The following is a 14,371-nucleotide window of genomic DNA, read 5'->3' on the forward strand; positions in this document are numbered from 1 at the left end:
GACCTTACACGGAAGCTTACAATCTTGTCAGGTTGTGGATGGCGCGGCCTTCGAAGCCGATGCGGACCGTCGTGCCCCGCCCTTCCTCCGATCGCAGCTCGAGCGTCAAGCCGAGCTTGGCCGCTACCTGACGGCACAGATAGAGCCCCATGCCGGTCGACTCCTCGGTCCGCCTGCCGTTTTCCCCGGTGAAAAAAGGATCGAACACCCGCGGCACGTCCTGCGCCGGAATGCCGATGCCCTCGTCGGCCACCTCGATCCAGGCGGCGCCGTCCTCGTCGGCGCCGATCGCGATGTCAAGCCGCTTGGAGCCGGGCTTCGGCTTGGAATACTTGACCGCGTTGCCGACGAGCTGGACGAGCAGGAACAGCACCCACTTGCCGTCGGTCTCGGCCCAGGCCTCGCCCTCAATGCGCGGATAGACGCCCGCCGCGATCAACAGCCGCTTGTGCTGGTTGACCGCCTCGCGGGCGGCCTCATGCAGCGCGACGCGCCGGGGATGCAGATCAAGCGCGAATTCCTCCAGCCTCGCCGTATGCAGCATCTGCTCCAGGCCGCGCGCCAGGCGGTCCGTCTCCTCGCGCAGGCTGTCCGTCAGCTCGCGCAGCTCGTCCTGCCCGAGCCCTGCTTTGGCAGCCTGGCTCTGCGCGATCAGGTCGATGACCGAGACCGGCGTCTTCATATGATGCACCCACTGGTAGACAAAATGCCGATGCAGCTCCCGCTCGCGGTCATGCGCCTGCAGCCGGTCCTGCGCGAGGCGGCTCAGACCTTCGAGCATGCGCGCCGTCTGGCGCTGCTCCGCCGTCGCCGCGCCTTGCAGCGGACGCCAGCCGGGAGCTTCCGACAGGCGCAGCAGGGCATCGAGATAGCTGCGCTGGCGGAGGAAGCCGATGCCGAAGGCCGTCGCCCCGACGGCGGCGGACAGCAGCCAAAAATAGAGCAGATTGCTCCAGTCCATCCTCTGGCCGATGCCGGTACGCTCCAGATACCAGATGACCGATCCGGCGCCGAGCGCAAGCGCCAGCACGGCCGCTGCGGCGAGCTGCCCGCGCGCGTAGAGGCCGAGCGCCAGCAGCGTGCGCCGCAGGCGGCGGTCGGAGCTGCTTCCGGCTGCGCTTGCGCCTCCATTTTTGCGGCTCATCGGAGCCTCCTTGCAGCGGGCAGCGGCCGACCGGGGCTGCCGACCGCTTGCAGGACGATGTCGAGCGGCATCATCGGCTGCCCCCATCCGGTCCGGCGGCCAGCTCGGCGTCGTTCAGCCGATAGCCCTGCCCGCGATGCGTCTCCAGCACGCCGCCGAGCCCGAGCTCCTCCAGCTTGCGGCGCAGGCGGGTCACGTTGACGGTCAGCGTATTGTCGTCGACGAATGACGTATCGTCCCACAGGCTTTCCAGCAGCCGGTCGCGCGAGACGATCGCGCCGTCCGCCTCGAGCAGCGCCTCGGCGAGCAGCCGCTCGTTGCGGCTCAGCTGCGCGGCCTGCTCGCGCCAGAGCAGCAGGCTCCGGCTTACGTCCAGCCGCAGCTCTCCGCAGCGCAGCTCGAAGCCGCCTGCGGACGAAGCGCGGCCCGCCTCGTCGCCGGCCGGCGCCGTCAGGCCGGAGCCGCTCTCCGGCTCGAGCGGCGCGGCGGCATACTCGCCGTAGCTGCGCCGCAGCGCGCTTTTGATCTTGGCGATCAGCAGGTCGAGATGGATCGGCTTCGTGACGAAGTCGTCCCCGCCGTTCTCGATCGCCATCACCTGATCCATTTCCCCCGAGCGGGCCGAGATGAAGATGACCGGAGCCGTGGAGCGCTGGCGGAACTGCCTGCACCAATAAAAGCCGTCGAAGTACGGCAGATTGATGTCCATCAGCACGAGATGAGGCGTCTGCTCCTCGAAGTCGAGCGTCAGCTCCTTCATCCGCTGCGCCCGCTGCGGCTGGAAGCCGTAGCGCTCCAGCGCCTCTCCGAGCAGGCGGGCGATCTTGTCGTCGTCCTCGACGATCGTGATGCGATACATTGAGCCTTCCTCCTTGACCATTCCTTCCGATGCTTGACGCCATCTGTCGCCTTAGTTTACCACACCCTCCGGCCGATCCCGACTGGACCCCGGACGGGGCCGCCAGGCCGCAGACGCTGGACCGAAGCACGGATTTTTTCGCAAAAAGCTTCAGCCCTGAAACTTCGCTGCCGATGCTTCGTATGTTGGCTCAAACGGACGGTTGCCGGCAACGTCCATCCACCAGGAGGTTTTGTCCATGTCTTTGTCCAAAGCGCTGCGGCTCATCAGCGGCATCTGCGAGGGGCTGCTCGCCATCCCGATCCTCGGCGGCCTGTTCGTCATCTCCAGCGGCTATGCCGCCCTCGGCTTCATGTTCGTCTTCCATCTGATCGTGCTGTTCGTCTCGCTCTCGCATCGCGAGCCCGTGTACGGCAGCGCCGCCGGCCTCGCCGCCTCGCTGCTCGGCTGGATTCCGTTCCTCGGCTTTTTCCTGCACGTCATCTCCGCGCTGCTGCTCCTCGTGTCGGCGTTCCAAGGCGGTCCTCGCCGTCCCGAGCATTACGGTCCGCCTCCACGGTACTAAGGATACAAAGCTTAAGCTTCGCCGATCCAATCCGGCTTACCCGCCTCGGGCAGCTTTGCCCGAGGCGTTTTGTCGGTCGCTCGCGCCGCTGCCCGGGTTGCCTTTATCGAGCCGCGCGTGCTACAATGAATTTTAATAGTGACTGACAGTCATTCATCTCATTCGCGGAAGGAGAGGATCGCTTGGACAAGCGGGAGAGGATCATCGAGGCGGCGCTCGACGTCTTTCAGGAGCTCGGCATCGAGAAGGCCAAAATTTCCGATATCGTCAAGCGGGCCGGCATCGCGCAGGGCACGTTCTACCTCTATTTCCCTTCCAAGCTCGCGCTCATGCCCGCGATCGCCGAGATCATGGTCGGGCGAATTCTGGAGCGGCTGCAGGAGATCCGCCCGGACGGCTCGGCTCGTGACCAGCTGGGCAGCATGGTCGAGGCGATCTTCGAGGTGACCGAGACGCATCGCGATCTGACGGCGCTGATCTACTCCGGCATCACCCAGACCGAGCATGTGCGCGAGTGGGAAGCGATCTACGATCCGATCTACGGCTGGATCCGCGAGCGTCTGGAGCAATTCCGCGAGCGCGGCGAAATTCGTCCGACCGCTCGCCCCGACTTCTCGGCTCGCCTCGTGCTCGGGCTGATCGAAACGGCCGCCGAGCAGAACTTCCTCTATGCGTCCGCCGAGGCCGACGCGGTAGCCGGGCACAAGGCGGAGCTGAAGCAATTCCTCGCCGCAGCGCTCGGATCGGAGCCGATCGCCTGAACGCGGCGGTCTTTTCACCCCAAAATGACTGACAGTCATTCATAATTGCCGGTGCTTGCCTGCCGCTTGCTTCCTTGTACAGAAGCGATTGCGGACCGGAGTAACCCTGTCCATCGAGGCCACACTAAGTTCAACTCATTCCTATCCCTGAAAGGAGCTTTTCCAGATGTCTTCTCAAGTCATGACCAAAGCCAAGCCCCGCATGAACAAAGGCTGGCTGTTCGTCACGCTCACCTGCATCATGGAGCTGGTATGGGTATACGGCTTTCATGCCGCGACTGCGCCGCTCCACTTCGTTCTGGTCGCCGCGGTCATCGCCGTCGACTTTTATTTTCTGTTCCGCGCCTGCGAGCTGCTGCCTACCGGCACCGTCTACGCCATCTTCGCCGCCGCCGGCACCGCCGGAGCCGCGCTCATGGACCTGCTGCTGTTCGGCGGCTCGCTCAGCTTCGCTAAGCTCGGCTTCATGGCGCTGCTGCTGAGCGGAGTCATCCTGCTCAAGCTTGCCGACGGCAAAGACGATTCTTCGCGCTGACGATTAGTCCGCGCGCGGACATCGACACCAATTTTCTCATCCAAGGAGAGATCATCATGGGCTGGGTATTCGTATTTTCCGCGGCGTTCTGCGAGCTGGCAGGCGTCGTCGGCCTGAACCGCTTCACCGAGCGCAAGACGCTGCAAAACGGGCTCTGGTTCATTTGCGGCTTCGCCGCTTCGTTCGCCTTGCTGTACGCCTCGTTCCAGCATCTGCAGCTGAGCGTCGCCTATACGGTATGGGTAGGGCTCGGCACGTCGCTGGCCGTTATCGTCAACATGCTGTTTTTCGGCGAATCCCGCAGCCCGCTGCGGCTGTTCAGCCTGGCGCTGATCATCGTCGGCGTGACCGGGCTGAAGGCGGTTTCCGGCTGAGCATTGACGAGCCTGGACTTGGCGTATACGATGAGGATAAATAGCCCATTCTAGGAAGGCTTTTTTTGCATCCGCATGTAGGCGCCCTGCAAAAAAAAGAGCCTGAGGGAATGATCCCTCAGGCTCTTGCTATCGTCATGCGCTCAGCACTCGTCCGGCTTCGGCTTGCCGGCGTCGCTCGCCGTGCGGAAGCTCGAGCCGCAGCCGCAGGTGACCGTAGCATTTGGATTATGGATGGTGAAGCCGCCGCCCATGGCGCCTTCCTTCCAGTCGATCTCCAGGCCGCGCAAATACTTGGCGCTGTCGCTGTCGACGACGACCTTGACGCCGTTCACGTCGAGCTGCTGGTCGTCTTCCTTCTGCTCGTCGTCGAAGCCCATGCCGTAGGAGAAGCCGCTGCAGCCGCCCTCCTTGACGCCGACGCGCAGGAACAGCTCCTGCCCTTCCTCGGCCGCGAGCATTTCCTTTATTTTATCCGAGGCTGTTTCGCTGATCTCGATCATCCTCATCATCCTCCTGTTCGAAGCGTTGCGTAGTCTTGCCCTTCGTCTCCCAAGTATACTCCTCTTGCCCGGGACGCTCAAGGGAGAAGCGCACAGCGCTCCGAACGCCAGCCTCCACAGCTCTCGTCAAGGATGCAAGTTTCCGCCAAACCTAGCTCCGACCGAACGAGCTTAGACTCCCGTCACCCGGAACTCCGGCTTCACCTTGTCGAACCGAGGGTTCCCGCCGCATACCATCAGGCCCGCGCCCCAATCGATGTGCACGTTCTCCGTTGGCTCGTCGGCCGGGTCCTTGTACTGGAACAGCACGTTGCGGCGCGTGCGCTCGCTGCGGTTGGCGTCCGAGCCGTGGATCGTCAGGTAGTTGAAGAACAGCACGTCGCCCGCATCCGCGGGACAAGGAATGCCGTCCGAGATCGGATACTGCTTGTGGTTCAAATAGTACGAGCCGACATGCGGCAGGCTGCCTTCCGCATGCGAGCCCGGAACGACCCTCAGGCAGCCGTTCTGCTCGTCTGCGCGGTCCAGATGCACGCTTGCCGCCAGCATCGTATGCTGGGCATGGGGGAAGTACGGATAGTCCTGGTGCATCGGAAACGCCGCTCCGTTTTCGGGAGGCTTCACGAGCATTTTCGTATGGTGCAGATGCACGTTCGGCCCGATCAGGCGCGAGAGGATCGCCGCCATGTTCGGATGCACGACCGCCCGCATGAAGCAGGCTTCATGGTAATGGACGTCGTGGAAGCCTTTGAGCACGAGCTTCTTCAGCTCTGCCGGCGGCAGGAACTCGCCCTGCCAAGCGGCGTTGTCGTCCCGCTTGGCTTCGGCGGCGCGGCGGATGATGCGCTCCACGCCGCCTCTCATCTCCTCCACCTCCTCGTCCGAAAACACTCCCTTGACGAGCAGATACCCGTTCTTTTTGTAAAAATCGACCTCGCGCTCGCTGATCATGACGATTCCTCCTCGATGGACACCCGATTGATTTTGCGCCGTTCTTGCTTATAATCGTACTCAAAGGAGGAGGCGGCGTCTTTGGAAGCCGAAGCCTTCGTTTTGCACTTTGAAGCCAGGGAGGCGGAAATCGATGTACCGATTCCGGGAAAGCGCCGAGCGGCTGAACAGCCGGATCTCCGCAGCGGAGACGGGCGCCGAGCGGTTTTTCATCCACTATTGGGGGGCCGACGGACGGCTGCCGAGCAATCCGGCGCACAAGCATTCCTTCTTCGAGGCCTGTTATGTGCTGAGGGGCACCGGAACGTACCGGGATGCCGAGGCGATCTACGAGCTGCAAAGCGGCGTCCTTTTCCTCTCCCGTCCGGGCGTCGAGCATCAGATCACGACCGAGGACGGCCTTGCGATCGTCTTCGTCGCGTTCGAGCTGGACGAGTCCGGCTCGGAGCCCCAGGCCGCCGCCGCTTGGCGGGAGCTGGAACGCTCCGCGCAGCCGGTTCGGATCGATGCCTCCGGCACGCCGTCGGCTCTGCTGTGGGAATCGCTGCTGACCCGCGAGGACGGACGCTTCCCGCTGCCTGACGGCGCTCTCCCCGCCGCCGCCTTCGCCCTGCTGGCTTCGTTGCGGACGCTGTTCGGCGCAGAGCCTGCCGGGACCGCTCCCGCTTCTCCAAGGCCGAGCCGGCTGCTGCGCCGGGCGAAGCGGTACATCCGCGACAACCTTGCCCGTCCGCTCTCGCTCTCCGAGGTCGCCTCCGCGCTGCATCTTTCCGAGCGCCAGCTGTCGCGCCTGTTTTCCGGAGGCATCCACGAAAGCTTCTCCGGCTATGTCCGCCAAGAGCGCATCCGCGAGGCGTCCCGGCTGCTGGCGCTCGACGAGCTGCCGATCAAGGCGATCGCCGAGCGGACCGGCTTCGCCTCGGTCCATTATTTCACCCGCACGTTCCGCGCCGCCAAAGGAATGCCGCCCGGCGAATTCCGCAAGCGAAGCGGCGCCGCGCCGGCGGAGTGAGGCTTGCAAGCCGGCTCTCTTCGCTGCTTTGCTTCGCTGCCGCGTCCTCTCAGCGCGGACATCCTTCCATCCGTTTCCCCTTCATCTTCCCTTTTCATTTGCCGTTTTTATATTGAAGCTTCACCACCATAGGTTTATAATGAAGACGGTTTGTTTGCAGTAGACGCACGGGAAAGTTCCTTTTTTCACAAAGTTCTCCAAGGCAGGACAGCCGCGAAAGGCAACCGCCCTGCCGACCATTCCCGATTCTTCTGCCCGCCAGGCATGGCCAGGCAGGATGCACGGACAAGGAGGTCCATATCCATGAACATCATCACTCCGACGGAAGCCTCCGTCATGCAAGGCATCCGCGAGAAGGTCAGCGCGGGAGAGCGGCTCAGCCTCGAGGACGGCGTGTTCCTGTACAAGTCCGACGACCTGCTGAGCATCGGCCAGATGGCCAACGAAGCCAACCTGCGCAAAAACGGCAACAAGGTCTATTTCATCGATACGATGACGCTCTACTTCACCAATGTCTGCGAAGCGCACTGCGCGTTCTGCAGCTTCCGCAAGGACGAAGGCGACGAGGGCGCCTATACGCTCTCTCCGCAGGAGATGATCGACTACGTCGACAAGCACATCACCCCGACGGTGCGCGAGTTCCATATCGTCGGCGGCCATAACCCGCATGTGCCTTTCCAATACTACGTCGACTCGCTGAGCGCCCTCAAGAAGCAGTACCCGCATGTGACGCTCAAGACGTATACGGCGGCCGAGATCGACTTCTTCTCCCGCATCAGCGGGCTCAGTTACCGCGAGGTGCTGCAGGAGCTGCAAAAGGCCGGGCTCGAATCGCTCACCGGCGGCGGCGCGGAGATCCTCTCCGACCAGTACCGCAAAAAGATGCGCGTCGAGAAGGCCGACGTCAGCCAGTACCTCGACGTGCACCGCACGGCGCACGACCTCGGCATCAAGACGCATACGACGATGCTGTACGGCGCCGTCGAGACGCATGAGCAGCGCATCCAGCACATGATGTCGATCCGCGAGCTGCAGGACGAGACGAACGGCTTCCTCGTGTTCATCCCGCTGTCCATGCAGCCGCATAGCCCGCGCGCCGGCATCCGCCGCCGCAACTCGGCCTACGAGGATCTCAAGACGATCGCGATCAGCCGCCTCATGCTCGACAACTTCGACCACATCAAGGCGTACTTCATCAATATCGGCCCGCAGCTGACGCAGGTGTCGCTGACGATGGGCGCATCCGACGTGCACGGCACGCTCGTGCGCGAGCGCATCAGCCATGCCGCAGGAGCGCTCACGCCGGAAGGACTGTCGCGCGAGGACCTGATCTGGTTAATAAAAGGAGCGGGCCGCGTTCCCGTCGAGCGCGACACCTTTTACAACGAGATCAAGGTATTCGAGTAATTCCGCTCGGCAGCGAGCATATTAGGTTCATCCATCTTCATCGCGGCACCGTGAAAAGCGAACAAGGGTTGGGATACGAATGAAGCGATTTGTCATTTTGGGCGGCGGATACGGAGGCATGGCTCTGGCCCAGGAGCTGCTGGACGGAGACATCCCTTCGGATACGATCATCGTGCTGATCGACCGCATGCCTTTCCAAGGACTCAAGACGGAATACTACGCGCTGGCCGCGGGAACGTCTCCGGAGATCGATCTCCGGGTTTCTTTCCCGAGCGACTCGCGCCTGCTCATCACCTACGGCGAGGTGACGGGCATCGACCTCGACGGCAAGCGCGTCCTGCTCGAAGGGCAGGACCCGGTATCGTACGATTGGCTGACGATCGGGCTCGGCTGCACGGACAACTATCACGGCATCCCCGGAGCCGAAAAGAACTCCTGCAGCATCCAGACGTTCGCGAATACGCGCCGCACCTACCAGGTGCTCGGCGACGTCAAGCCGTACGGCCAGGTATCGATCATCGGCGGCGGCCTGAGCGGCGTCGAGATCGCCGCGGAGCTGCGCGAGGCGCGCAAGGATCTCAACATCCGCATCATCGACCGCGGACCGAGCATCCTTTCGGCCTTCCCTCCGAAGCTCAAGACGTACGTCTCGGCGTGGTTCCTCGAGCATCATGTGGAGATGCGCGGCCATGTGTCGCTCAAGCTGCTCGAGGACGGCGTCCTGCATGACGGCAACTCGCCGGAGCCGATCTACACCGACGCCACCGTCTGGACCGCGGGCATCCAGCCGGTCGAGGTCGTGCGCGAGCTGAACGTGGCCAAGGACCATCAGGGCCGCCTCGTGCTCAACGAGCTTCATCAGCTGCCGGACTATCCGGAAGTATTCGTCATCGGCGACTGCGCGTCCGTGCCGTTCTCTCCGAGCGGACAGCTTGCCGGCGCGATGGGCAAGCAGGTCGCGGATGTCATGCAGGCGATCTGGAAAGGCCGCACGCCGAAGGTCGGCAAGATCAAGCTCAAGGGCACGCTCGGCTCGCTCGGCAAAAAAGCCGGCTTCGGCCTCATGGGCAACACGGCCATTATGGGCCGCGTGCCGCGAGTGCTCAAAACCGGCGTGCTCTGGCGTTCCAAAAACCATTTCGGATGAGACGGAAAACAAGCCGATCGCGCCTACAGGTCGTCGATCAGCTTGTCCAGCGCCTCGCGCTCGGCGGCCTTGCGGAGAACGTTCTCCTGCAGGGCCGTTTCCAGTTCCTCGACCGTATCGGCCGCGACGATCTCGCCGTCGACCATCGCGAACGGCGACAGATAGCATTCGCCGCAATTGCCGAGGCAGCCGTATTCGATGACTTCATATCGGTCATCCTGTTCTAGAGCGCGCATCAGCCGGTCGGTGCCATGATGCATGTTGCTCGAGCAGAATTCAACGACGGGCTTCAGCATGGCGTACCTCCGTTTTCAATCGTCTTGCTTTGTATTATAATAGGGAAGAAAGGAGTTGAATGCAATGAGCGAAAACGCACAAAGCACGATGTACGACGAGGTTCTGGATGTTCTTGACAAGCTTCGTCCGTTCCTTCAGCGCGACGGCGGCGACGTGGAGCTCGTGGACGTGGAGGACGGCATCGTCAAGCTCCGTCTCGTCGGCGCCTGCGGTAGCTGCCCGAGCTCCACGATCACGCTGAAGGCCGGCATCGAGCGCGCCCTGCTGGAAGAAGTCGAAGGCGTGCAAGAGGTTGTCCAGGTCTTCTAAGAAGGTTTCAAAATAACAAGCGGCTGGCTCCCCTCCCGGGATGCCAGCCGTTTTTTTGTTCAGCCGGGCGAGGCCGGCTTGATGCTCGTGCGGATCGGGTCGAAGCCGCCCGTCACGTCGATGATGTTGCCCGTCAGGAAGTCCGACTGCGGCAGGCACAGGAAGGCGATGACGCGGGCGACGTCCTCGCCCGTGCCGGGACGGCCCAGCGGAGAGTCGTCGTCCGCGATGCCCTGCACGTCGGCGATCGACTTTTCCTTGTAGTCGCCGCGGATGTCGCCCGGACAGACCATGTTGACGGTGACGCCATGGGAGCCCTCCTCGACGGCGAGCGTCTTGGTGAACGACACGAGCCCGGTCTTGGCCGCGGCATAAACGGCCCGATGAGGCCAGGCGCGGCCTTCCATCGCATGGCCGAAGCCGAAGTGGATGATGCGTCCCCACCGCCGCTCGCGCATCGCGGGCAGCAGATGGCGGTCCAGCAGCATCGCGCCGAGCAGGTTGCCGTGCAGCAGCGCGATGATCTCCTCTTCCTCGTAATCGCCGAACACCCGGCGCTCGCGGATGAACGGTCCGGCATTGTTGACGAGGATGTCCACCCGGCCGGTCAGCCGCAGCGCCTCGCGGGCCAGCTCTGCCGCCTCGCCGGGCAGGGCCAGATCGGCCCGGATCGCGCGGCTGCGCACGCGGAAGCGGCTCTCCAGCTCCCGCGCCAGCGCTTCGGCATCGTCCGCGCTCGTGCGGTAGTTGAGCACGATATCGCAGCCGCAGCGGGCCAGCTCCTCCGCCGCCCGCTTGCCGAGCCCTTTGGCGCTGCCGGTGATCAGGGCCGTTTTTCCTTTCAGCTCCACGGATCGTTCCTCCTCGCCGATTATCGGCCGGATTGCGGGGCTTTCTCCTCCGCCAGCTTCGCCAAGTAGGCGAATGCCAGCTGCAGGGACGCCGCCGCGAGCTCCAGGCCGCTCGCCATGTCCTCCAGCTGGTCGGAGATGCTCTCCAGGCCGATCTCCTCGCCGAAATGAAGATGCATCTGCAGCAGATCGTCCTGCAGCTCGGAGTTCAGGTTATGGATCTCCTCGTTGCGGCGCTTGCGCAGCCGCGCGACAGGCTTCTCATGCCGGGCCTTAAGGTCGCTCAGCGGCCCTCCGAGCGCAAGATGCAGCTTTTTCTCCCGCATGCGCCGCAGCACGGTGAAGTAGGAGAAGCGCTCCTTGAACTGCTGCGTGTTCAGCTCCAGCGCTTCGTTCAGCAGCGTGCCGAGCTTGTCCAGCAGGGAGAACAGGCGGATGAAGGCATTTTTGTCGAAATAGACGTAACGGCGATAATGCAGCCGCTCCTCCTGAGGCATGTCGGCCCAGGAATCGCTCGTCACGAGCGCGCCGAAGCGCGAAGCGGCATAACAGCTCTGCTCCAGCTCGTCGAGCGAGGCCATCAGGCCGAAGGCCATGACCTCGCGGGTACGCGCCTTGTGGTCCTGGTCGCGTCCCGCAACGGCATGAAGATGCATGGCGGAGGCATAAGCCTGCATGGCCTTCAGCGCATCGGCGACAACGCCGGCCGGCGCTGCCGGCTCTTCTCCAAACAGCATGCGGAGCATGGGCCGACCTCCTCTAGGATGTAATTCAAGCTCCGGGGAAATATTCCTTCCAGCGCCGGTCGACCAGCTGCACGATATCCTCGCGCGGGAACAGCTCGTCCGGGTAGCCGGGCTTCATGCGGGCGTCGATGACGATCGGCAGACGATAGGCCAGATGATGGCGGCGCGCGTCGGACAGCGCGTAGATGTCGTCCGCCGGATTGAAGCGGGTGAACACCGTCCACAGGAACGGCGTCTGCGCCGAGGCGACCGTGGACGCATCGTCGACGAGCACGATGAGCGGCCATTCGGTGCCGCGTTCGGCGACGCGCTCCAGCAGCTTGGACGCCAGCTCCGGATCGGCGGCGTAGGACGCCCCCGATACGACCAGCGCGCCTTTGCAGTAGACGGCGATGTCGTTAATCTCCGCAATCGGGCCCTCCGTATATTCATAGGGCAGCGTCCGCACCGGCTCGCCTACGCCGATCAGCAGCCCTTTGCTGCCGTGGTTGAGCTTGCCGCTCGTATAATCGAGCGTGTCGTGGGACGTGTTGTCGAACACGAACAGATCCGTCTCCGGCTGGAATCGCTCCAGCACCGTCTCGAGCAGCGTATCGAACCTGGACAGGTCGATCGGCTGATCGGTCAGCATGAGGAACTTGGTCAGCGACAGCTGGCCTTGGCCGAAGATGGCGAAGCCGGTGCCGAGCGCCTCGCGCGAGTAGCTTTCGCGCACGACGGCGGCCGCGAGCGCATGCACGCCGGTCTCGGCGTAAGCCCACAGGTCCTTGACGCCGGGCATCGCCATCGGAAACGCCGGGCTGAGCAGGCGCTGCAGGTATTCGCCGAGGTAGTAGTCTTCCTGACGCGGCTTGCCGACGATCGTCGCCGGATAGATGGCGTCCTTGCGGTGATGCATATGCTTGACGTTGAACACCGGGAAGTCATGCTGCAGCGAATAGTAGCCGAAGTGGTCGCCGAACGGTCCTTCGGGCCGGCGCTCATGGGGCGGCACCGTGCCGTGGATGGCGAATTCGGCCTCGGCCGGGATGCGGTGGCGTCCGAGCGGATCCTGCGTCACCGGCAGCTTGCCGCCGAGGATGAGCGAGGCGATCATCAGCTCCGGCAGATGCTCCGGCACCGGCGCGATCGCCGCGGCGATGAGCGCCGGCGGACCGCCGAGGAACACGCTCACCGGCAGCTCCTGGTTCAGCTTCTCCGCCTCATGGTAGTGGAAGCCGCCGCCCTTGTGGATCTGCCAGTGCATGCCGGTCGTGCGGTCGTCGAAGATCTGCATGCGGTACATGCCGAGGTTATGCTTTTTCGGATGAAGCGGATGCTCCGTATAGACGAGCGGCAGCGTGACGAAAGGACCGCCGTCCTCCTGCCAGCTGGTCAGGAACGGCAGCCCTTGAAGCGGAGCTTCGCGGCGCACCTGCTGCAGCACCGGAGCCGAGCCGCTCGGCACATCCTTGAGCCCGACCTTGAGCAGGTCGAGCATCATGCCGCGCTCGCCCCAGATCGCGCCGAGCGTCGGCGGGAGCAGCCGGTCGGCGGCGCCGACGATCGTCTTCATGAGCTGCTCCGGCTTCGGGCCGAAGGCCAGATCGACGCGGCGCGCCGTGCCGAACATATTGGTGAGCACGGGGAATGTGCTTCCTTTCACATTCGTGAACAGGAGAGCGGGGCCCTCCTCCTCGATGACGCGGCGATGGATCTCGGCAAGCTCCAGATTCGGGTCGACCGGGGCGTCGATGACCGCCAGATCGCCGTCCTGGCGAAGCGCTTCCGTGAATTGCCTCAGATTCGCAAAATTCATGAAGTCCGTCCTTCCTGTCTTTTCCAAGCCTGGATGCCGAGATCGATCAGGATGGAGAAGAGAATGGTGATGATCAGGTTGTGCAGCATGTTGGTGAACAGGAACCACTGCTCGTCGTGCATCGTCGCGGTCAGCCAGGCGCCGCTGAAGATCTGGCAGACGACGAGGATCAGCACGAGGCGGGCCGAGCGGGTCGCTCGGTCTCCTGCCGGGGCATGCTTGCGCACGCGCAGGTACAGCCACAGGAACAGCAGGCCGAGCAGCAGGCCTGCGACGCGGTGGATGAAGACGATGCCGGTCGCGCCGGTCAGCTCAGGCACGACTTGTCCGTTGCAGAGCGGCCAGCCGAGGCAGCCTCCGCCGGAGTCGGTATGGCGGATGAACGCGCCGAGATAAACGACGACATAACAATAAATGCAAGCCGTAAGCACGAGCGCATAGACCGAGCGCGGCAGCCGGGGGGCGGTCGCGGCGTCGTAGCCCTTGCTGTGGCGCCGGACCCAGATGACGAGCAGCACGGTCGATGCGACCGCGAGCAAGGAAATGCCGAAATGCAGCGCCATGACCGGCGGGCTCTGGTACCACATGACCGCGGCCGCGCCCATGAGCGCCTGGATGATCGTAAAGGCCAGCGTCAGGCCGGCGTACCAGAGCGGCTCGCGATGGCCGTGGCGGCGGAACAGCCGGATGGTCAGCACAAACGTGGCGAGCACGATGATGCCGACGACGCCGGTTACGGCGCGGTGGGAGTATTCGATGGCGGTCTCCAGCGTAAAGGCGGGAATAAACTTGCCGTTGCAAAGCGGCCAGTCGTCTCCGCAGCCGCGGCCGGATTCGGTATTGGTTACAAGCGCCCCGGCCAGCAGGACCAGGAACATGCCGATGCAGGACATCCATGCAAGCAGGCGGTAAGCTCGGGAGAACATGATTGTCGGTTGTCACCCCTTCTTCCTATGGATACAACCCTCATTATAGCGGCAAAAAAATGCAAAAGCCATGTTGAAAATGTGACGATCCCGCCCCGAAACCGTGGCGGTCCGGGCCGCTCCGGCCGTGTCTTTCCGACGCTTTCGGCCGCCTCGTTAGCTTGCCCCGAAAGCGGTGCTCCCGTC

At 63.5% G+C, this 14,371-nt stretch carries 17 protein-coding genes; 8 read left to right on the forward strand and 9 right to left on the reverse strand.

Annotated elements, in window-relative coordinates:
- Window positions 1-16: 16 nt before the first annotated feature.
- Both GE073_RS19435 and GE073_RS19440 read right to left on the reverse strand, forming a co-directional pair.
- Window positions 17-1,144, reverse strand: coding sequence for a sensor histidine kinase (locus GE073_RS19435; protein ID WP_194843410.1), 1,128 nt, complete (start codon window positions 1,142-1,144; stop codon window positions 17-19).
- A gap of 70 nt (window positions 1,145-1,214) precedes the next feature.
- Complete coding sequence (locus tag GE073_RS19440) at window positions 1,215-2,003, reverse strand: response regulator transcription factor (RefSeq protein WP_052333611.1); 789 nt, start codon at window positions 2,001-2,003, stop codon at window positions 1,215-1,217.
- A 238-nt stretch (window positions 2,004-2,241) separates the two neighbouring features.
- On the opposite strand from GE073_RS19440, the gene GE073_RS19445 reads away from it, so the two are divergent.
- From GE073_RS19445 to GE073_RS19460, 4 genes are all read left to right on the forward strand, one after another.
- A complete protein-coding gene (locus GE073_RS19445) occupies window positions 2,242-2,568 on the forward strand; it encodes a hypothetical protein (protein ID WP_028600534.1) in 327 nt (108 codons plus the stop codon).
- A gap of 182 nt (window positions 2,569-2,750) precedes the next feature.
- Window positions 2,751-3,329 (forward strand): TetR/AcrR family transcriptional regulator, encoded by a 579-nt coding sequence (locus tag GE073_RS19450; RefSeq protein ID WP_153784133.1) that lies wholly within the window; start codon window positions 2,751-2,753, stop codon window positions 3,327-3,329.
- A 202-nt stretch (window positions 3,330-3,531) separates the two neighbouring features.
- Entirely contained in the window at window positions 3,532-3,864 is a 333-nt protein-coding gene (locus GE073_RS19455; RefSeq protein ID WP_028600532.1) for a DMT family transporter, read from the forward strand.
- 56 nt (window positions 3,865-3,920) lie between these two features.
- Complete coding sequence (locus GE073_RS19460) at window positions 3,921-4,238, forward strand: DMT family transporter (RefSeq protein WP_028600531.1); 318 nt, start codon at window positions 3,921-3,923, stop codon at window positions 4,236-4,238.
- Between the two features lie 143 nt (window positions 4,239-4,381).
- Here GE073_RS19460 and erpA read toward each other — a convergent pair whose 3' ends face one another.
- Together erpA and GE073_RS19470 are read right to left on the reverse strand one after the other, a co-directional pair.
- Window positions 4,382-4,741, reverse strand: coding sequence for an iron-sulfur cluster insertion protein ErpA (erpA, locus tag GE073_RS19465; protein WP_028600530.1), 360 nt, complete (start codon window positions 4,739-4,741; stop codon window positions 4,382-4,384).
- A 171-nt stretch (window positions 4,742-4,912) separates the two neighbouring features.
- Window positions 4,913-5,692: a phytanoyl-CoA dioxygenase family protein gene (locus GE073_RS19470; protein WP_153784134.1), complete on the reverse strand. Its 780-nt coding sequence runs from the start codon at window positions 5,690-5,692 to the stop codon at window positions 4,913-4,915.
- 133 nt (window positions 5,693-5,825) lie between these two features.
- Here GE073_RS19470 and GE073_RS19475 point away from each other — a divergent pair, with 133 nt between their 5' ends.
- The 3 genes from GE073_RS19475 to GE073_RS19485 all read left to right on the forward strand — a co-directional run bounded on the left by GE073_RS19475 (window position 5,826) and on the right by GE073_RS19485 (window position 9,258).
- Window positions 5,826-6,704: an AraC family transcriptional regulator gene (locus GE073_RS19475; protein ID WP_153784135.1), complete on the forward strand. Its 879-nt coding sequence runs from the start codon at window positions 5,826-5,828 to the stop codon at window positions 6,702-6,704.
- 303 nt (window positions 6,705-7,007) lie between these two features.
- Window positions 7,008-8,111, forward strand: a complete 1,104-nt coding sequence (mqnE, locus tag GE073_RS19480) for an aminofutalosine synthase MqnE (protein WP_028600527.1) — start codon at window positions 7,008-7,010, stop codon at window positions 8,109-8,111.
- A gap of 79 nt (window positions 8,112-8,190) precedes the next feature.
- Complete coding sequence (locus GE073_RS19485; RefSeq protein WP_028600526.1) at window positions 8,191-9,258, forward strand: NAD(P)/FAD-dependent oxidoreductase; 1,068 nt, start codon at window positions 8,191-8,193, stop codon at window positions 9,256-9,258.
- Between the two features lie 23 nt (window positions 9,259-9,281).
- On the opposite strand, the gene GE073_RS19490 is transcribed toward GE073_RS19485, so the two are convergent.
- A complete protein-coding gene (locus tag GE073_RS19490; protein ID WP_028600525.1) occupies window positions 9,282-9,551 on the reverse strand; it encodes a YuzB family protein in 270 nt (89 codons plus the stop codon).
- Between the two features lie 67 nt (window positions 9,552-9,618).
- On the opposite strand from GE073_RS19490, the gene GE073_RS19495 reads away from it, so the two are divergent.
- Window positions 9,619-9,864: a NifU family protein gene (locus GE073_RS19495; protein WP_028600524.1), complete on the forward strand. Its 246-nt coding sequence runs from the start codon at window positions 9,619-9,621 to the stop codon at window positions 9,862-9,864.
- 59 nt (window positions 9,865-9,923) lie between these two features.
- Here the strand turns inward: GE073_RS19495 and GE073_RS19500 are convergent, their stop codons facing one another.
- The 4 genes from GE073_RS19500 to GE073_RS19515 are packed head-to-tail and all read right to left on the reverse strand — an operon-like array spanning window position 9,924 to window position 14,185.
- On the reverse strand, window positions 9,924-10,709 hold the full coding sequence (locus GE073_RS19500; RefSeq protein ID WP_028600523.1) for an SDR family oxidoreductase: 786 nt from the start codon (window positions 10,707-10,709) through the stop codon (window positions 9,924-9,926).
- 26 nt (window positions 10,710-10,735) lie between these two features.
- Window positions 10,736-11,461, reverse strand: a complete 726-nt coding sequence (locus tag GE073_RS19505) for a Cthe_2314 family HEPN domain-containing protein (RefSeq protein WP_028600522.1) — start codon at window positions 11,459-11,461, stop codon at window positions 10,736-10,738.
- 25 nt (window positions 11,462-11,486) lie between these two features.
- Entirely contained in the window at window positions 11,487-13,259 is a 1,773-nt protein-coding gene (locus GE073_RS19510) for a UbiD family decarboxylase (RefSeq protein ID WP_101808046.1), read from the reverse strand.
- Complete coding sequence (locus GE073_RS19515) at window positions 13,256-14,185, reverse strand: COX15/CtaA family protein (protein ID WP_028600520.1); 930 nt, start codon at window positions 14,183-14,185, stop codon at window positions 13,256-13,258. The genes GE073_RS19510 and GE073_RS19515 overlap by 4 nt, the downstream gene beginning before the upstream one ends.
- Between the last annotated feature and the right edge of the window lie 186 nt (window positions 14,186-14,371).

Origin of the sequence: Paenibacillus sp. B01, assembly GCF_009649995.1 — a bacterium.
Taxonomy (GTDB): Bacteria; Bacillota; Bacilli; order Paenibacillales; family Paenibacillaceae; genus Paenibacillus_O; species Paenibacillus_O pasadenensis.

Bases quoted from the DNA above. Each gene is read 5' to 3' on its own strand.
- GE073_RS19435 (WP_194843410.1), bottom strand. From the start codon at position 1,144: ATGAGCCGCAAAAATGGAGGCGCAAGCGCAGCCGGAAGCAGCTCCGAC.
- GE073_RS19440 (WP_052333611.1), bottom strand. From the start codon at position 2,003: ATGTATCGCATCACGATCGTCGAGGACGACGACAAGATCGCCCGCCTG.
- GE073_RS19445 (WP_028600534.1), top strand. From the start codon at position 2,242: ATGTCTTTGTCCAAAGCGCTGCGGCTCATCAGCGGCATCTGCGAGGGG.
- GE073_RS19455 (WP_028600532.1), top strand. From the start codon at position 3,532: ATGAACAAAGGCTGGCTGTTCGTCACGCTCACCTGCATCATGGAGCTG.
- GE073_RS19460 (WP_028600531.1), top strand. From the start codon at position 3,921: ATGGGCTGGGTATTCGTATTTTCCGCGGCGTTCTGCGAGCTGGCAGGC.
- erpA (WP_028600530.1), bottom strand. From the start codon at position 4,741: ATGATCGAGATCAGCGAAACAGCCTCGGATAAAATAAAGGAAATGCTC.
- GE073_RS19470 (WP_153784134.1), bottom strand. From the start codon at position 5,692: ATGATCAGCGAGCGCGAGGTCGATTTTTACAAAAAGAACGGGTATCTG.
- GE073_RS19475 (WP_153784135.1), top strand. From the start codon at position 5,826: ATGTACCGATTCCGGGAAAGCGCCGAGCGGCTGAACAGCCGGATCTCC.
- mqnE (WP_028600527.1), top strand. From the start codon at position 7,008: ATGAACATCATCACTCCGACGGAAGCCTCCGTCATGCAAGGCATCCGC.
- GE073_RS19485 (WP_028600526.1), top strand. From the start codon at position 8,191: ATGAAGCGATTTGTCATTTTGGGCGGCGGATACGGAGGCATGGCTCTG.
- GE073_RS19495 (WP_028600524.1), top strand. From the start codon at position 9,619: ATGAGCGAAAACGCACAAAGCACGATGTACGACGAGGTTCTGGATGTT.
- GE073_RS19505 (WP_028600522.1), bottom strand. From the start codon at position 11,461: ATGCTCCGCATGCTGTTTGGAGAAGAGCCGGCAGCGCCGGCCGGCGTT.
- GE073_RS19510 (WP_101808046.1), bottom strand. From the start codon at position 13,259: ATGAATTTTGCGAATCTGAGGCAATTCACGGAAGCGCTTCGCCAGGAC.
- GE073_RS19515 (WP_028600520.1), bottom strand. From the start codon at position 14,185: ATGTTCTCCCGAGCTTACCGCCTGCTTGCATGGATGTCCTGCATCGGC.